The sequence below is a fragment of the Streptomyces mirabilis genome (assembly GCF_018310535.1).
Classification (GTDB): domain Bacteria; phylum Actinomycetota; class Actinomycetes; order Streptomycetales; family Streptomycetaceae; genus Streptomyces.
Window position 1 is genome coordinate 5223968 of record NZ_CP074102.1, and the last position, 17697, is coordinate 5241664.

Annotated in this window: 12 protein-coding genes; 2 read left to right on the forward strand and 10 right to left on the reverse strand. The window is 71.2% G+C overall.

The window, feature by feature from the left end:
* The first annotated feature begins 73 nt into the window (after positions 1-73).
* Positions 74-1594, forward strand: a complete 1521-nt coding sequence (locus tag SMIR_RS23130) for a glycosyltransferase family 39 protein (protein WP_211118720.1) — start codon at positions 74-76, stop codon at positions 1592-1594.
* Positions 1595-1721: 127 nt separating this feature from the next.
* On the opposite strand, the gene SMIR_RS23135 is transcribed toward SMIR_RS23130, so the two are convergent.
* A complete protein-coding gene (locus SMIR_RS23135) occupies positions 1722-2237 on the reverse strand; it encodes a MarR family winged helix-turn-helix transcriptional regulator (protein WP_248002944.1) in 516 nt (171 codons plus the stop codon).
* Between the two features lie 124 nt (positions 2238-2361).
* Between SMIR_RS23135 and SMIR_RS23140 the strand changes: the two genes are divergently transcribed.
* Positions 2362-2775, forward strand: a complete 414-nt coding sequence (locus tag SMIR_RS23140) for an organic hydroperoxide resistance protein (RefSeq protein WP_054229732.1) — start codon at positions 2362-2364, stop codon at positions 2773-2775.
* On the opposite strand, the gene SMIR_RS23145 is transcribed toward SMIR_RS23140, so the two are convergent.
* From SMIR_RS23145 to SMIR_RS23185, 9 genes are all read right to left on the reverse strand, one after another.
* Positions 2765-4468, reverse strand: a complete 1704-nt coding sequence (locus SMIR_RS23145; protein WP_249938462.1) for a hypothetical protein — start codon at positions 4466-4468, stop codon at positions 2765-2767. The two genes, SMIR_RS23140 and SMIR_RS23145, sit on opposite strands and share 11 nt — an antisense overlap.
* A 46-nt stretch (positions 4469-4514) precedes the next feature.
* Positions 4515-5897, reverse strand: coding sequence for a hypothetical protein (locus tag SMIR_RS23150; RefSeq protein WP_168501065.1), 1383 nt, complete (start codon positions 5895-5897; stop codon positions 4515-4517).
* An 8-nt stretch (positions 5898-5905) separates the two neighbouring features.
* The gene (locus SMIR_RS23155) at positions 5906-8122 is read right to left on the reverse strand and encodes a bifunctional glycosyltransferase/CDP-glycerol:glycerophosphate glycerophosphotransferase (protein WP_168492149.1); all 2217 of its coding nucleotides are present in this window, start codon (positions 8120-8122) and stop codon (positions 5906-5908) included.
* A gap of 1 nt (position 8123) precedes the next feature.
* Positions 8124-10361, reverse strand: coding sequence for a bifunctional glycosyltransferase/CDP-glycerol:glycerophosphate glycerophosphotransferase (locus SMIR_RS23160; RefSeq protein ID WP_168492147.1), 2238 nt, complete (start codon positions 10359-10361; stop codon positions 8124-8126).
* 163 nt (positions 10362-10524) lie between these two features.
* Positions 10525-12789: a bifunctional glycosyltransferase/CDP-glycerol:glycerophosphate glycerophosphotransferase gene (locus tag SMIR_RS23165; protein WP_168492145.1), complete on the reverse strand. Its 2265-nt coding sequence runs from the start codon at positions 12787-12789 to the stop codon at positions 10525-10527.
* 149 nt (positions 12790-12938) lie between these two features.
* A complete protein-coding gene (locus SMIR_RS23170) occupies positions 12939-13847 on the reverse strand; it encodes a carbohydrate ABC transporter permease (RefSeq protein ID WP_168492143.1) in 909 nt (302 codons plus the stop codon).
* Positions 13844-15184: a carbohydrate ABC transporter permease gene (locus SMIR_RS23175; RefSeq protein WP_211118719.1), complete on the reverse strand. Its 1341-nt coding sequence runs from the start codon at positions 15182-15184 to the stop codon at positions 13844-13846. The genes SMIR_RS23170 and SMIR_RS23175 overlap by 4 nt, the downstream gene beginning before the upstream one ends.
* Before the next feature lie 7 nt (positions 15185-15191).
* Positions 15192-16625: an ABC transporter substrate-binding protein gene (locus tag SMIR_RS23180; RefSeq protein ID WP_168492140.1), complete on the reverse strand. Its 1434-nt coding sequence runs from the start codon at positions 16623-16625 to the stop codon at positions 15192-15194.
* A gap of 56 nt (positions 16626-16681) precedes the next feature.
* A complete protein-coding gene (locus tag SMIR_RS23185) occupies positions 16682-17680 on the reverse strand; it encodes a 2-phosphosulfolactate phosphatase (protein WP_212727313.1) in 999 nt (332 codons plus the stop codon).
* Between the last annotated feature and the right edge of the window lie 17 nt (positions 17681-17697).

Genomic DNA, 17697 nt, shown 5'->3' on the forward strand with positions numbered 1-17697 from the left:
GGACCGATACGTCATTAAGAGCTAACGAAGGTTAGTTAATAGTAAGAATTTGGACATGGGGGTAAAGGTGTTAATGAAACGGTCCGGCGCCGGTCGCCGGGAGGCCCCGGAGGTCTCGGCCGAGCCCGTGGCGCGGGTCGTCGCCGTGGTGCTGCCCGTGGTCGTCATGCTCGCGCTCGGGCTCTGGAGGCTCGACCGCGGGGGCATGTGGCGCGACGAGGCGGCCACCTATCAGGTCGCGCGGCGCTCGGTTCCGCAGATCTGGCATCTGTTGCACCACGTCGACGCGGTGCACGGTCTGTACTACCTCTTCATGCATCTCGTCCTCGTCCCCGCCCCCAGCGAGGTCGCCCTGCGCCTGCCCTCGGTCGCCGGCGCCGCCGCGACCGCGGGTCTCGTCGCCGCCCTCGGGATCCGCCTGTGCAACCCCCGCGTCGGCCTCTGGGCGGGACTGCTGTACGCGGTCACCCCCCTGGCCGGGCACTTCGCCCAGGAGGGCCGCTCGTACGCCCTGGTCGCGGCCGGGGCGACGGCGGCGACCCTGCTCCTCGTGAGGGCCCTGCGCGGGGACAGGGGCTGGTGGGCGTACGGCGTGACCATGGCCGTCACCTGCCTGCTGCACGAGTTCGCCGTACTCCTCCTGCTCGCGCACGGCACGACCCTGGCGCTGGCGCGGATGCCGTGGCGGGTGTGGTGGCGATGGGGTGTCGCGGCGGGGGCCACGCTGCTCGTCCTGTCGCCGCTCGCGCTCGTCTCCCACCGGCAGTCGGCGCAGGTGGCATGGCTGGCGGTGCCGAACCGGAAGAGCGTGGACCATCTGATCCACGCCTTCCTCAGTCAGGCCCAACTGGTGTTCGTGCCCTACCTGTTCCTGATCGCACTCGCCCTGTGGCGCCCGTTCCCGCGACGCGGCGAGGTGACCCTCCTGGCGGTCGCCCTGCCGCTGCTGCTGGTCCCGCCGACGGTCCTGATCGCGGTCTCCCGCTTCCGCCCGCTGTACGACGAGCGGTATGTGCTGTACGCGCTGGCGGGGGCGCCGCTGCTGGCGGCGGCGGGGGCGGAGCGGCTGACCGGATGGGTGTCGCGGCTGCCGAGCGCCGCGGCTCCCCGCCTCGTCGCCCTCGCCGGTGTCCTCGCCATCTCCCTTGTCCTCGCCGTCCAGTTCCCCCTGCTCCGCAAGGACCGCGACCCCGCCCGCCGTCCCGACAACCTCGCCGCCGTCTCCGCCGCCGCCGGTCGTGAACTGCGGCCCGGCGATCCGGTGTTGTACCTGCCGTCGCTCACACGCCGCTCGGCGCTGGCCTATCCGGCGGGCTTCCGCGGGGTGCGCGATGTCGCCCTGAAGACGTCCGCCACAGTGTCCGGGACGCTGTACGGGACGGAAGTGGGCCCGCGCGAACTGCGCAGCCGGCTCGACCGGCTCGACCGGGTGTGGCTGATCTGCGAACCGTTCGTGTTCCGGCCGCACTGGCATCCGGACACCTCGGTCGCGACCGAGGACACCAAACGCGCCGTACTCGCCCGGGAATTCACCCTGCGCGAGCAGATCGTCCGCAGGGGCGTCACCCTTCGTCTGTACGTACGCCACCGCTAGGGCCTGTCCGGCGGATCGGACCCCAGGCCCTGTCGTCAAATTCCCGTCTGCCCCGCGACGCCATGCCCACCCTCCGGGCGGACGACGAGAATTTGACGACAGGGCCTAGGAGTGGCCTAGGGGTGGCCTAGGAGACGTCCGCGCCGGCCGCGTCCAGGGTCGCGGGGTCGAGCGCCGCCGCGTCCAGCGCCGCCGTGAGCCGGTCGAGCCGCGCCTGCAGCTCCCGGATCTCCTCGAGGTTCGCGCCCGTCGCCACGGCGATCCGGCGCGGCACGAGCAGCGCACGCTCGCGCAGGGCCGTGCCCTCGTCCGTGAGATGGACGTGCACGGAGCGCTCGTCCACCGCGCTGCGCTCCCGACGCACAAGACCGGCCGTCTCCAGCCGCTTGAGCAGCGGGGACAGCGTCCCGGAGTCGAGCCGCAGATGTTCGCCGACCTTCTTCACGGGCAGCTCGCCGTGCTCCCACAGCACCAGCATCACCAGGTACTGGGGGTAGGTGAGCCCGAGGTCCTTGAGGATCACCCGGTAGACGCCCCCGAAGGCGCGTGAGGCGGCGTTCAGGGAGAAGCAGATCTGCTGGTCGAGACGGAGGTAGTCCCCGTCGGACGGGGCCTGGGGGCTCGGGGTCGGCATGGCGGTCATGACTCCAGGATAGCTCTTGCCCGCCATTAAGTTGTGCACAATTGAATTGCGTGCTCTAATTGAGGCCGTGAGGCGGTCGGACCGGCCGCCCCGGCAAGACCTTGACTTGAGAGGGATGGTCTCCATGGACGCGCTCTACACCGCTGTCGCCACCGCCACCCACGGCCGCGAGGGCCGCGCCGTCAGCTCCGACGGCAAGCTCGACCTCCAGCTGGCCATCCCGGTGGAGATGGGTGGCAGTGGCCAGGGCACCAACCCCGAGCAGCTGTTCGCCGCCGGCTACGCCGCCTGTTTCGCCAGCGCCCTCGGCCTCGTCGGCCGCGCCGCGAAGGTCGACGTCAGCGAGGCCGCGGTGACCGGTGAAGTCGGCATCGGCAAGCAGGGCGAGGGCTTCGGCCTGGCCGTCACGCTCCGCGTCGAGCTCCCCGATTCCGTGGACGAGGCCACCGGCCGCAAGCTGGTCGAGCAGGCCCACCAGGTCTGCCCCTACTCCAACGCCACCCGCGGCAACATCCCGGTCGAGCTCGTCATCGAGTAGTTCGGGAGAGTTCCGTTGAGGTCGTGAAACGCGCCCCGCGCCCCGTGCCCCTCCAGGGGTGCGGGGAACTGCGCGTTCGGCCCCCACTGCCCGCAGTCTCCGAACACCCCTTGACGCACGCCCCCACCCGAGCCAGCACCTCGCCGGTCTGAGAACTCCAGGCCACCACCGTCGCCTCCTCCGGCACCCGACGTTCCCGGGTCAGCAACAGCCACCGCACGTGATACCGCCGCACCACCGCGGAGCGCCCGGCGCGCGTCGACGTGGGGTCGAGATAGCCTCGGACGGCCGTGAGCCGCCGTACCCGCTCCCGTTCGTCCAGTCCCGCGTCCGGCCACACGGGCGCGGCCAGGTTCGGGCCGTAGCCCGGGATCAGGCGGGCGGCGTAGTACCCGTCGGCGATCACCACCTCGCCGGGCTTGATGTGCCGCGCCGCCCAGTCGTACGAGGGCCAGCGCGGCGGCTGGTCGAATCTCACCGGATCGAGTGAACGCGGTACGACGGCACCGGCCTGCACCGTGAGGAAACCGACGCAGGCGCCGACGGCTGCCATCACGCCCAGCGCCCGCCGCCACACCGGCCACGGCCGCGCCGCCGCCAGTTCGATCGCGAGCGCGAACTGCGGTGCCACGAGCGCGAGTCCCAGGATCCTGCCGTAGGTGTAGTGCCCGCTGACCCAGCCGTACGCCACCGCCAGGCAGTCCAGCGCGAACATCAGCACCAGTGGGTCCCGCCAGGAGCGCCGCGCGCGCAGCCACAGTGCCGGTACTCCGATCAGTGCCAGCCAGAAGTGCCCGGGCACCCCCGCGTACAGCCGCCGGTGCATCGAGTCCATGCTGTGGTCCCCGGGCAGCGTGAGGACGTCGAAGTACGGCCAGAGGTGGGCGGTCAGCAGCGCCGCCGCCGCCGTGATCGCCCACCGGGCCGCCACGGCGGCCCGCCATCCCCGCTGCCACCCGGCCACGAACGCCACCGCTCCGAGCGCCGCCGCCGACGCGGTGATCGGATGGACGAGCAGGATCAGCCCGTAGAGGACGCCGAGCCCCTTGTACCCGGACAGGCTCCGCAGCCCGCTCGGGCCGACGTACCGGACCGGGCCGCCGATCCCTCCCGCGAGCGTGCCCGTGAGAGCCCAGGCCCAGAAGGTGAGTCCGATGGCGAACGTCGACGGATAGCCGAGGTTCCCCGTCATCGACATCAGCCCGAGGTAGCCGCTCGACCAGGCCCGCTCGGTACCCCACAGCAGCACCATCGCGAGCAGCGCGCACACCGGGGCCCAGGGGCGGCGGGGGGTCAGGACGCGGACGAAGCGGCCGATCCCCGTCAGCAGCACCAGCAGGTTCAGCGGCACCGAGAGCCGGACCACCTCCCAGCCCGCGAGGCCCGTCAGCCGGGCGAAGGCGCCCTGCGCCACGGTGTACGGCGAGTAGAAGGGGCTGCCCTCGCCCGGCAGGTCCGCCGTCGGATGGGCCGGATGCAGGAGATTCGCCCTGAGGCGCTCGACGACCGCCGCGTGCTGGCCGAAGTCGCAGCACATCGGCACCCGCCAGGAGGCGAGGCACAGCACCAGCCAGAACAGTCCGCCGAAGACCTGATAGGGCGTGGGGCGCCAGGGGGCGCCGTGCAGCGCGGTCGCGCCGCGGGCGGTCCGCCGGACGAGGAGGGCGCCCTCGGTCTGAGCTGTTCGGGTCATTTGTCGTATATGCCCACCGAAGTCAACGGCTGTGCCGAACTTCACCTCATCGAGCGACTCCGGCGTCCATCCCGGCGTCCATTCCGGCGTCCATTCCGGCGTCCCTGGCGGTGTTCAGCCCCGCGTCCGCCCGAAGAGGGCCCGGCACCGTGTCCAGACCCCGCACCCGCGGCCGTACGACCTGTTCCAGCAGCAGCGGAAGTCCCACCACCGGCAGCACCCACGCCAGCACGATCAGCCGGTCGCCGTAGATGTTGATGTCGGGGTGTGCGGCCTGGTTGAGGACGCCGGTGAGCGCGCCCGCGACCAGGAACACCCCGAAGGCCGGACGCTGCCGCAGCGCGCCCCAGGCCCCGGCCAGCAGAGCCGTCAGGAAGAACGGCTCCCAGAGCTCGCGGCGCAGCCACTCCACCCAGAAGTTGGCCTCCAGGTCCAGGAACTCCGGCCACGGGCGGCTGCGGTCGGGCCGGGAGAAATGGGCCGTGAGCAGGTCCTGGAGGGACTCCGACTCGGACGGGTAGCCCAGCACCTTCGCCGCGAGCAGGGTGACGGCCACCCCGCAGGCCGCCACCACCCCCACCTCCCGCAGCGGCCGCGCGAGCCTGCGCAGCGGTTGCCGGACCCCTCCGCGCCGGATGCCGAGTACCGCGCAGGCGCCCGCCAGGCACAGCCCGAGGAACAGGGCCTGCGAGTGCTTGACGGCGAAGAGCGCGGCCAGGGACCCGCCGACCAGCGCGGTCGCGGCCCGCGTCCGGCCCTCCAGAGCGAGTGCGCAGCCCCACAGCGCGGCCAGCGTCAGGGTCAGCAGCAGGCCCTCGGTCATGGGCCGCATGGCGGTCGTGCCGCACGGCAGGACGTAGAAGAGGGCCTGTCCGGTCAGCGCCGCGACGGCGGGGGCGCGCAGGGTGCGCAGCACCAGGAAGGCGAGTACGCCCCCGGTGACCGTGATGAGGACACTCGACGTCCACAGGCCCCACTTCACACCGAGGACGGTGATGAAGGGGACCAGGAAGACCGGGTAGCCGGGGCGCGCCTCGAAGATCCGCATGAAGCGCGGCGGCATGAACGGCACGGTGTGGCCCGCCGTCTGCCCGGCGCTCAGCCGCTTCGAAACCCACCCCCACTGGTCGCGCCGGCACTCCTCGACGACCTGCCCGGCCGGGCTCGGCTCGCGGAAGTGGACGACGTTGACGCTCTGGTCGCGGCGCGCGATGGACGCCCGGCCGGCGCAGGCGTAGTCGATGGTAGCCGCGGCCGCCTCGTGCTTGCTCGCGCCACGCAGACTCAGGGCGTACGAGAGGTAGTTCTTGGTGTCGGGGGTGTCGCGGCCGGTGACGTTCGCGAGCTGGAGCAGGGCGAACACGACGGCCAGGACGACCACCCAGAACCGGAGCGGGCGCGGCTTCACGAACGGGCCGAGGACGGTCATGAGGGCGCTCACGACGACGTGAGGACGTCGTGTCCCGCCTGCGCGGGCACTACCGCCACTGCCACCGACCCCGGGTGCTCGACGCGCTCGCCGAGCATCAGCGTCCGTACCACCCGCTCGGCGGCCCGCCCGTCGTCGAAGGCGCAGAACCGCGCCCGGAACCCGGCCCGCAGCCGTGCCGACTCCTCGTCCCGCCAGGACCCGGACGCGAACATCCACGCCAACTCCCGGTAGGAGCCGGCCACATGGCCCGGCGCGTCGGCCGTGATGTCGAAATACGCGCCCCGGCTCGCGGCGTACGCCCCCCAGTCGTCCGCGTGGATCACGATCGGCCGGTCCAGGTTGGCGTAGTCGAACATCAGGGCCGAGTAGTCCGTGACCAGCACGTCGGAGGCGAGCATCAGGTCCTCGACGTGCGGCTCGTCGGTCGCGTCGAGCACGACCCCGCGCCGGTGCAGCTCGGACAGGCCCATCCCGCGCGAGGGGCCGTCCGTGAGCGAGGGGTGCAGCCGTACGAGGAGGGTGTGGCCCTCGCCGAGGTCGTCGGCGAACCGGGCGAGGTCGATCCGGTCGACGAGCCCGCCGCGGACGTAGTCGCGGCGCGTCGGCGCGTACAGCACCACCCGGTGGCCGGCCGGGATGCCTAGGCGGGCGCGGACCGCCGCACCGTCCTCGGGCCGGGCCCGTACGAGGACGTCGTTGCGGGGGCTGCCGGTGCGCAGCGAGGTGAAGTGGCAGGGGTAGGCGCGGTCCCAGACCAGTTCGGAGTGGCGGTTGGCGACCAGGCTGTAGTCCCAGCGGTCGGCACGGCGCAGCATCTGCGGTACGTCGAAGCCGTGCCGGGCGCCGGGCTTGTCGCGCAGGTCGGCTCCCATGTACTTCAGCGGGGTGCCCTGGTGGGTGTGCACATGGACGCTGCCCGCGCGCTTGACCAGGGTGCCGGGCCAGTTGACGTTGTTGATCAGATAGGTGGCGCGGGCGGTGACCCTCCGGTAGCCGAGCGAGTCCGGCAGGACGTACTCGACGCCGGGCGGCAGCAGCGGCACCTGGTCCTCGCGCACCACCCACACGCCCCGGACGTGCGTGGCGAGTTCGCGCGCCGCGTGATAGATCGCGCCCGGGTCGCCGAGCACCCCGCGGTGCGAGAACGCCGAGTACACCGCGAGGTCCGGGTCCAGCGGCCGGTGCTCGTACGCCGCGGACCAGCCGCTCTTGACCTGGGTGGCCGCCGCCCTGCGCACCTGGAGCCCGCGCCGCCCGAGTTCCGCGCCGAGCCGGCCGGACTGGCGCCGGGCGAGGTAGGTCACGTAACCGCCCTGAAGGAGGCGCAGTTCGCGCGGCACCGGGCCGCCGCCCTGGTGCTTGCGGAAGAGGGCGGCCGTACGCCGGAAGAACTCGCCCTTGTCGGACGCGGGCAGCCGGTCCGGCTTGGCGAGGATGTCCAGACAGTGCTCGCCCATCTTGCGGTGCAGGAACGGGCGCCAGCTCGACAGCTGCGGGCGGGAGTCGACGAAGGCGAAGACCCGCTCGTACTGGTCGTGGATGTCGAAGTGCTTGCGGCTGGTGGTGGACAGGATGTTGCCCTGGCGGCGCTGCCGGTAGTTCAGGCAGATCCGGTCCAGGGTGGCGATCCGCTCCGCGCTCAGCAGGACCGGGAAGGTCCAGGGGGTGTCCTCGTAGTAGCCGGGCGGGAAGGTGAAGCCCTCCCGCTCGACGAACGCGCGGCGGTAGACCTTGTTCCACACGACCATCAACAGGTCAAGGATCTCAGGGTGTTCGGCGGCCGTGAAGCAGCCGTCGCCGCCCTCGGCCAGCACCTGCGCGAGGACGTTGCGGCGCGTACCGCCCCACCAGTAGGTGCGTGCGTAGTCGAAGACCAGCACATCGGGGTCGGCCGTCTCGTCGAGGCGGTCGGCCATGGCGCGCAGGGCGCCCGGCGTGAGGGTGTCGTCGCTGTCGAGGAAGAAGAGGAAGTCCCCCGTCGCGTACGGCATTGCGGCGTTGCGGGCGCGGCCGAGGCCCACGTTCTGCGGCAGGTGCAGCACCCGCAGACGCGGTTCGCGGGCCGCGTACTCGTCGAGGATCGCGCCGCAGCCGTCCGGCGAGCAGTCGTCGACCGCGATCACCTCGATGTCGGTGTACGACTGGTCCAGGACCGAGTCGAGGCACTCGCGCAGAAAGCCCTGCACCTTGAAGACGGGGACGATGACGCTGAAGCGGGGCACGTCAGCTCCTTACGAGGGTGGACGCGGCGGGGGCCGGAAGGCGCTCGGCGAGGGGGATCACCGGGGGGATCGCCTCGGGCGGCCGGCCCAGCAGCACCCTGCGGACGACCCGCTCGGCGGCCTGCCCGTCGTCGAACTGGCAGAAGCGCTCACGGAACGCGGCCCGCAGGGCCCGCGAGGAGTCGTCCGCGTAGGAGCGGTCACGGAAGGCCCCCGCGAGCTCCCCCGGGGTGCGCACCACCGGGCCCGGCGGTGCCTTCATCAGGTCGAAGTAGACGCCCCGCGTCTCCCGGTAGACCTCCCAGTCGTCCGCGTACACGACGATCGGGCGGTCGAGGTTGGCGTAGTCGAACATGATCGACGAGTAGTCCGTGATCAGCGCGTCGGCGGCCAGACAGACGTCCTCCGAGGACCGGTGCCGGGTCACGTCGATGATCCGGCCGCTGCTTCTGCCCCTGCCCTCGTCGTAGAAGTAGTGGGCGCGCAGGAGCACGACGAACTCGTCGCCGATCTCCTCGCAGAAGGCCTCCAGGTCGAGCCGGGACTCGAAGCCGGTGCTGTAGTCGCGGTGCGTGGGCGCGTAGAGGAGGGCGGTCCTGCCCTCGGGGACGCCCAGCCGGGCGCGGACGCGGGCCACGTCCTCGGCGGTCGACGTGTAGTAGACGTCGTTGCGCGGATAGCCGTACTCCAGGGTCTCGTACGTGCCAGGGAAGGCCCGCTCCCACATCTGGGTGGAGTGCCGGTTGGAGGAGAGGTTGTAGTCCCAGCGGTCCATCCGGGCCAGCAGCTTGGCGAAGCTGCCGGTCGCGGCGGCCACGATCGGATACGTCGACTGGTCGACGCCCATCGTCTTCAGCGGCGTGCCGTGCTGGGTCTGCAGGTGCACGCTGCCGGGCCGCTTGACGACACCGTCCGCGAAATTGGCGTTGTTGACCAGGTACTTGGCACGGGCCAGCACCTCCCAGGCGCGCGGGCTGCCGATCACCGCGTGGTCGACACCGTCCGGGACCTGGTCCACCGCGTCGGCCTCGACCAGGAACACCGAGCGCAGATGCGGGGCGAGTTCGAGGGCCTTGGCATGGATCGCGGCCGGGCTGCAGGCGTAACCGCGGCCCCAGTAGGCGCAGTACACGACGAGGTTCTCGTCGAGGGGGAGGCGCAGTTGCGCGGCGTACCGTGCGCGGGCGCTCAGCCGGCGGGGGCGCGGCAGCTTCCCCCAAGCTCTCGACTTCGCTCGACCAGGGGGGACCCCCATCCTCGCCCTCGTCATCCGCCGGCTGACGCCGCGCAGTGCGCGGAAGGCGCTGTACGCCCCGGCCGCCAGGAGCCGGTACTGCACCCCGATCCGGCCCGGCGGCGGCCGGAATCCGGCGGGCCGGTGGCGCCGGTAGAGCCGGCCCGCACGCCGGAAGAAGGCCCGGCGCCGGTGCAGAGGAAGCCGCTTCGGATGGGCGGCCGACTTCAGCACCGCCGCGAAGAGGTCACCGAACAGCGCCCGCGACCGCTCCACGGACAGCTCCTCCTCGGCCGCCCGGCTCAGCACCAGGTCGACCTGGTCGAGGAGCTGGAACTGGTGCTCGCCCGGCGTGTTCAGGCGGCTGCCCTGCCGCCGCAGCCGGTGCCGTACGACGACCTGGCGCAGCACCGCCACCCGCCCGGCGGCGACCGTCACCAGGCCGCCCCAGCCGAGATCCGTGAAGTGCCCCGGGGGGAAGGCGAGGCGCCGCTCCCGCAGGAACGCCCGGCGGTAGGCCGCGCTCCACGCCGGAAGGCCCGCCCCGGTCAGCCGCGGCGCCCGGTCCGGGGTGAACACCCCCTCCGGGGTCTTCGGGAGCGACGGTGTGCTGGTCTCGACGTCCCACCAGTGGATGCGTTCGTGCCCGAAGTAGAGGACGTCCACCTCCTCGGGCCCCTCCTGGAGCCTGTGGTCCAGGGCGGCCAGCGCGCCCGGCACCAGGACGTCGTCGCCGTCGAGGAAGAGCAGATACGTGCCGCCCGCCGCCCCGGTCCCGGTGTTGCGCGCCCCGCTCAGTCCGTCCGCGGGCGGTGAGTGGACCGGGGCGACCCGGGAGTCCCGCGCGGCGTACCCGGCGGCGACCTCGCCCGCCGGGGAGTCCGGCCCGTCGCAGACCGGGATCAGCTCGAAGTCGCCGAAGGACTGGTCGAGGACCGAGTCCAGTGCGAGGGACAGCCGCCCGGCGACTCCATGAGTGGGGACGATGATGCTGAAGCGGGGCATTCTGCTCTTTCTCTGCTTACTTCTCTGTTTACTTCTCTGGTTGCTTCCTGGGCTACTGCTGGGGTGCCGGTGGGTGTCGGCGCCCGGGCCGCCCGGCGGGGCGCCAGGTGACGGGTCTCGTCGGTGTGGGCCGGGAGGGGCTGGAGGGCATGCCTGCTCCGGTTCAGAGGGTCTCGGCGACGGTGACGGGGGTGGCGGGCACGGGCACGGTGGCCAGGGGAGTCCGGGTGCGGGCGGCGGCCGACGGGACCGGGTGGCGCTGCGCGGGCGGCAGCACCCGCGGCAGCCCGGCGCTCTCGCCCAGCACGACATGGCGTACGACCCGCTCGGCGGCGCGGCCGTCCTCGTACGGGCAGAACCGCTCGCGGAACGCGGTCCGCAGCTGGGTCGAACGGGAGCCGCGCCAGTGGCCGGTCGCGAAGATGTCGATCAGCTCGTCCTCGCTGCGCGCGACCGCTCCAGGCGGGAAGTCCCGCAGGTCGAAATAGGTGCCCCGGGAGGCCTGGTACGCCTCCCAGTCGTCCGCGTGGATCACGATCGGCCGGTCCAGGACCGCGTAGTCGAACATCAGGGAGGAGTAGTCGGTGACCAGCGCGTCCGAGGCCAGGCAGAGGTTCTCGATGCTCGGGTGGTCGGAGACGTCGATGAGCCGGGCCCCGGAGCGGGTGCTCAGCGCGGCGGCGTACGAGTGGTGGGCGCGGGTCAGGACGACGAACCGGGGGCCGAGCCGGCGCAGGACGCGCTCCAGGTCGAGGGTGAGGCGCTGGGTGCGGCGGTAGTCGCGGTAGGTCGGCGCGTACAGGACGGCGACCGTGCCCTCGGGAATGCCGAGGGACTGGCGCAGCCGGGTGACGTCCGTCGAGGTCGCCCGCTGGAACACGTCGTTGCGGGGGAGGCCGTACTCCAGCGTCGTGTACGCGGCGGGGAAGACGCGCTCCCAGATCAGGGTGGAGTGGCGGTTGCCCGACAGGCAGTAGTCCCACTTGTCGGCGCTGCGCAGCAGCTCGGCGAAGTCGGTGTCACGTGCGGCCGCCGGGCGGTCCTGGAGGTCGAGGCCCATGTACTTGAGTGGGGTGCCGTGCTGGGTCTGGATCATGATCTGGCCGGGGCGCTTGACCAGCCGGCGGTCGAAGTTGACGTTGTTGACGAGGTACTTGGAGCGGGCGAGCGCCGTCCAGTACGCCGTCGTACCGGGCCGCAGGCGGCGCGTCGAGGCCGGGATCGTGTGGTGGTGCTCGGGATGCGCGATCCACGCCGTACGGATGTGTGGGGCGAGCTCGCGGAACGCGGATTCCAGGGCGCCCGGGTTGCAGCCGTGGCCGCGCCCCCAGTAGCTGGAGAAGACGGCACGGTCGGCGCGCAGCGGCAGGCGGAGCTGGACGCGGTAGTGGAACTGGAGGGCGCCGCCGCGGACCTTGCGCAGCAGTCCCTTGACGCCGCGCAGGGCCTTCTTGTGGGTACTCGTGGCCAGGCCCAGCAGGCGGTACGTGCGGTGGTTGCCGAGCCGGACCAGGGCGTGCCGCAGACGGGTGCGAGGGCGGACGGGGGCGCCCGGGGCGCGGTAACGCCGGTAGTGGGTGCGGGCCTTGCGCAGGAACTCGGCGCGGGTGCCGCGCGGCAGCCGCCCTGCCTTGGTGAACACCGTGGAGAGGTGGTCGACCATGCGGCGGAACAGGACCGGACGCCAGCGTGCCAGCTCCGGGTGCGCGTCGAGATGCGCGAAGACACGGTCGTACTGCTCGAAGATGTCGAAGTGCCCCCGGCTGCTGGTGCCGAGGATGTTGCCCTGTCGGCGCTGGCGGTAGTGCACACAGACCCGGTCGAGGGTGGCGATCGTCTCGGCGGAGATCAACGCCGGGTAGGTCCAGGGGGTGTCCTCGTAGTAGCCGGGCGGGAAGGACAGGCCCTCGCGCTCGACGAACTCCCTTCGGTACGCCTTGTTCCACACCACCATCAGGACCCTGAGCAGCCCCGGCCGGTCGTCGAGCCGGAAGGGTGCGGGGCCTCGCTCGCTGAGCTGCTCCGCGAAGTGGTTGCGGACGATGTCCCCGTTCCAGTAGGTGCGCGCGTAGTCGTAGACCAGGACGTCCGGTTCGGCGGTCTCCTTCAGCCGGTCGGCGATCGCGCGCAGGGAGTCCGGGGTGAGGGTGTCGTCGCCGTCGAGGAAGACCAGATAGTCGCCGGTGGCGTGTTCGAGCCCCGCGTTGCGGGCGCGGCCGAGGCCCACGTTCCCCGGCAGGCGGACGGGGCGGACCCGGGAGTCGCGGGCGGCGAACTCGTCGATGATCGCGCCGCAGGCGTCGGGCGAGCAGTCGTCTACGGCGATCAGTTCGAGGTCCGGATAGGACTGCTCCAGCACGGATTCGAGGCATTCGTGCAGGTATGCCTGAACCTTGTACGCGGGGACGATGACACTGAACCTGGGCAAGGGACATCCATGGGTCGGCGCGGGCATACTGCCCGGCAACGGCCGAAGGAGTGACTTGGTTACGCCAGATGTGGCATACGGGGGATTCCGGGTGAACACCGAGGGGCGAGTCGGTGCCCGGCTCGCCCCCGATGTGCTTATTTGTCCGGCTACTTCACCGCGCCCGCCATCACCCCGGACACGAACTGACGTTGGAACGCGAAGAACACGGCCAGCGGGATGACCATCGAGATGAAGGCGCCGGGCGCCAGCACGTCGATGTTGTTGCCGAACTGGCGTACCTGCGTCTGGAGTGCGACCGTGATGGGCTGGCTGCCCGAGTTGGAGAACACCAGCGCGACCAGCATGTCGTTCCACACCCACAGGAACTGGAAGATGCCGAGCGAGGCGATCGCGGGACCGCCGAGCGGCATCACGACCCGCAGGAACAGGCGCAGTTCACCCGCGCCGTCGAGCCGGGCCGCCTCCAGCAGCTCCCGGGGGATCTCCGCGAAGAAGTTCCGCAGCAGGAACACCGCGAAGGGCAGACCGAAGCCCACGTGGAAGAGGATCACCCCGAAGATCGTGCCGAAGATGCCGATCTTGCCGAAGAGTTCGGCGATCGGGATCAGCGCCACCTGCACGGGGACGACCAGCAGACCGACCACCGCCAGGAACCACCAGTCGCGGCCCGGGAACTCCATCCAGGCGAAGGCATAGCCCGCGAGCGCGCCGATGACGACGACGAGGACGGTCGCCGGGACGGTGATCAGTACCGTGTTTCCCAGCGAACCGGTGATGTCGCCGTTCTCCAGGAGCTTCTGGTAGCTGTCCACGGTGAGCTGGGAGGGCTCGCTGAAGACCTTCCACCAGCCGGACGCGCTCATGTCCTCCGGTGTGCGCAGCGAGGACAGCAGCAGCCCGATCGTCGGCACCAGCCAGAACAGGCCGACGAGGAGGAGGAAGACCCGGACGATCCCGCCGCTGACACCGCTCGCGAGCCGGGAGCCGAGCGACTGTCTGGCCTTGACGCCGGTGAGGGGCGCGGTCTTCGTCAGACCGCCGACCTGGGTGGTCATCGCCGTACCTCCCGTCGCAGACGACGCACGTTGAACCACACCACCGGGATCACGAGCAGCAGCAGGAACACGGCGATCGCGCTCGCGATGCCCGGCTGGTCCTCGGAGAAGCCCTTCCGGTACAGCTCCAGGGCCAGCACGTTCGCGTCGTCCTGGGACGAGCCCGGCGGGATGATGAAGACCAGGTCGAAGACCTTCAGCACGTTGATCATCAGCGTGACCAGGACGACGGCGAGGACGGGCGCGAGCAGTGGCACGGTGACCCTTCGGAACACCTGCCACTCGTTGGCCCCGTCCACCCGCGCCGCTTCGAGGAGTTCACGCGGCACGCCGGCGAGCCCCGCCGCGATGAGCACCATGGCGAAGCCGGCCCACATCCAGACGTACGCTCCGATCACGGCCGGGGTGACGAGCGACGGGCCGAGCCAGTCGACGCCGTTGTACGGCTCACGGAAGTTGCTCGCCGGGAGCCGGAGTCGAGCCCCGTCGGCCTTGTCGGAGAGCGTGAAGGTGCCATCGCCCCGCACCTTCGCCGAATCGACGACCTTGCCGTCCTTCACCGCCTCGATCTTCATCCCCACATAGCCGAGTTCGCCCGGGTCGACCTGGCCGAGCCTGCCGACGCCCTTGCCCCGGGTGAAGTCCTGCCAGGCGGTGCCGGTGACCTTGCCGGGCTCGGACCGTGCCTGTACGGCCTTCTTCGCGCCGCTCGGCATCTTGTCCGGGGCGACCCCGACGAGCGGAAGGGTGACGGACTGCCCGGCGTGCACGGCCTGTTGGGTGAGGAACCCGCCCCTCTCCGGCCGGAGCGGCGACTGCCGTCCCGGGTGGGCGTTCGGGAACGCCGACGACTCGGCGAAGGTGTCGTGCACCCCCACCCAGACCGCGTTCGCGACCCCCTTGTTCGGGTCCTGGTCGTACACCAGCCGGAAGATGATCCCCGCGGCGAGCATCGAGATCGCCATCGGCATGAAGACGACCAGCTTGAACGCCGTGCCCCAGCGGACCCGTTCGGTGAGGACCGCGAAGACGAGACCGAGCGCGGTCGCGACGGTGGGCGCGAACACGACCCAGATGACGTTGTTCTTGAGGGCGGTACGGATGCCGTCGTCGGTGAACAGCGCCTTGTAGTTGTCGACCCCGGCGAAACCGTCGCCGGACTGGTTGAGGAAGCTGCGGATCAGCGAGTACCCGATCGGGTAGACCACGAGCGCGCCGAGCAGCACGAGACAGGGCAGCAGGAACAGCAGCGCCACGGTCCTGCGCGTGCCGGTCACGCTCTTGCGCGTACGGGCCGGAGGAACCGGTGCGGTTCCTCCGGCCGTTGCCGACGTCATCGCCGGATCAGCTTCCGCTGCCGTACGCCGCCGCCGCGTCCTTCTCCAGCGTCGCCTGGGTGCCGGCGACGTCGGTCGGGTTCTTCAGGAAGTCCTGGAGGTCCTTCCACTCACCCTTGCCGGGCGTGCCGCCGAAGGCCTGCGGGGCCTGGTCGGACATGTCGAAGCGGAAGTCGTCGCCCGACGCGATCAGGGACTTGGCGATCTTCTGCTGCACCGCGTTCGGGTACGCCGAGTTCGGCACGTTCTTGTTGGGGGAGAGGTAGCCGCCCAGCTTGGCCTGGATCGTCGCCGCGTCCGGGGAGGCCAGGAAGGTGGCCAGTGCCTGCGCCGCCTTGGAGTCCTTCAGGATGACGGCCGCGTCGCCGCCGGACACCACGGGCGCCGCGCTGCCCACGGCCGGGAACGGGAACACCTTCGCGTCCGTGCCCACCTTGGCCTTGGTCTCGCCGATGTTGACCTGTGCGAAGTCGCCCTCGAAGACCATGCCCGCCTTGGGCTGGTCGCCGCCGGTGAAGGTCTGGGTGACGGAGCCCGGGAACTCCGTCTGCAGGGCGCCGTTTGCGCCGCCCGCGACGTAGTTCTTCTTGCCCCAGATCCCGGCGAGGGTGGTGAGGGCCTGCTTGACGGACGGATCCGTCCACTTGATCTTGTGCTGGCTCAGCTGGTCGTACTTCTCCGGGCCCGCCTGGGAGAGATACACGTTCTCGAACCAGTCGGTGAGGGTCCAGCCGTCGGCGCCGCCGACGGAGAACGGGGTGACGCCGGAGTCGTAGACCGTCTGCGCGGTGGTCAGCAGCTCCTGCCAGGTCTTGGGCTCCTTCGCGCCCGCGTTCTCGAAGACCTTGGCGTTGTACCAGATCAGTGACTTGTTGGCGGCCTTGTAGTACACGCCGTACTGCTTGCCGCCCACCTTGCCGATGTCCTGCCAGCCCTGCGAGTAGTTCTTGGCGAGTTCGGCCACGGCCTCGGGGCCGAGGGGTTTGGCCCACTTCTTGTCGACGGCCTGTTTGATGGCGCCGGGCTGCGGGAGCAGCGCGACGTCCGGCGGCTGGCCGCCCGCGATCTTCGAACCGAGGAAGTTGATGATCGGGTCCTGGGCCGCCACGAAGGTCACCTTCGCGCCGGTGCGCTTCTCGAACTCCGCGAGGACCGTCTTGAAGTTCTTCTGCTCCTCGCCGGTCCAGACGGCGGCGACTTCGAGGCTCTCGCCGTTGAGTTTGGGGAGGGTGACGGTGTCGCCGCTCGCACTGGCACTGCTCGTACCGCCGTTCTCCTTCTTGTCCTTGCTGCCACCGCCACACGCGGTGAGGGCGAGCGCGACGACGACGGCGGCTGCGGCGGCCTGTGCGGCCCTGGGTGACCTGCGGTTCTGTGCGGCCCTGCGTGACCTGTGCGTCGAGTGATTGGGCGACCTGTGTGTACGAAGAGCTCTGTGCATCACTGCCCCGTTCTCGTTCCTCGTCGAACGTCCGGCGCTGTCCCGTGCGCTCTGGTCTACGCCCGGGGCATCGAGGGCGGCAAGAGCGCCTGCGCTGTCAAGTGGGTGATCGTGATTGGGTCGTGACGTGGGCGGCTGTGCGAACGCGGTGCGGACTCTGTGCGGCGCAGGCGCTCCGGCGATGGAAGTGGCGCAAGGAGGGGAACGCCGGGTGATGGCGGGTCAGCCGGGCGGCGTGGGGTGGACGGGCCGGTGTGGGCAGCGCCGTCGAGGGGGCTGCCGGCGGTGTGAGTGCCCGCGGTGAAGGCGCCGTCGGTGAGGACGGGCACGGTCGTACTCGCGTCCACCTCGACCGCGATCGCCACGTCGTCGGCGAAGCCGCTCCGGGCCAGTTCCAGGGCGGAGGAACAGGCGGCCACGGCGCCGGCCGCGTCGGGGGTCCCGGTGTAGGCGGTCCGTGCGGCGGCGGCCTCGGGCGACAGCGGTCCGGCGCCGCCCGTCGCCAGGAGTGCGGCGATGACCGCTCCGGCCCCCATCAGGTCCTCCAGCCCGGGCCGCAGGCTGCCGTCCGGCCAGCGCTCGCCCGCGGCGATCACGGCGAGGGGCCGTTCCAGGGTCCCGTAACCATGGAGCGCCAGCCATCGGCCGACGGCCGACACGTTGCGCAGACAGCCCGCGACCACGGTCGATCCGCCCGCCGCCGCGGCGATGGCGGATCCGTTCGGCGAGGGGAGGACGAGCCGGGGGGTGAACGGGGCCCGCCGGAGCGCGGCGGGGGACAGCGACCAGGGAGAGGCCGGGGTGACCGCCCGCCGCCCGACGGCCAGTTCCGCGGCGTTGTCCCGGGCGAAGACGGACGCCGTCTCGTCCCGCCAGGCATAGGGGTGGACCCGGGTCCCCGCCTCGACGGCGACGTTCACGGAGGTGGTGAACGACAACACGTCCACCACCACGAGACACCCGACCCCGCCCGCGACCCGCTCCGCCCCACCGGCCCCCCACTCGAACCGGACCCCGTACTCCCGCTGCAGATACCAGTCACTCACGTCACTCATGAGGGCCGAGTGTGGCG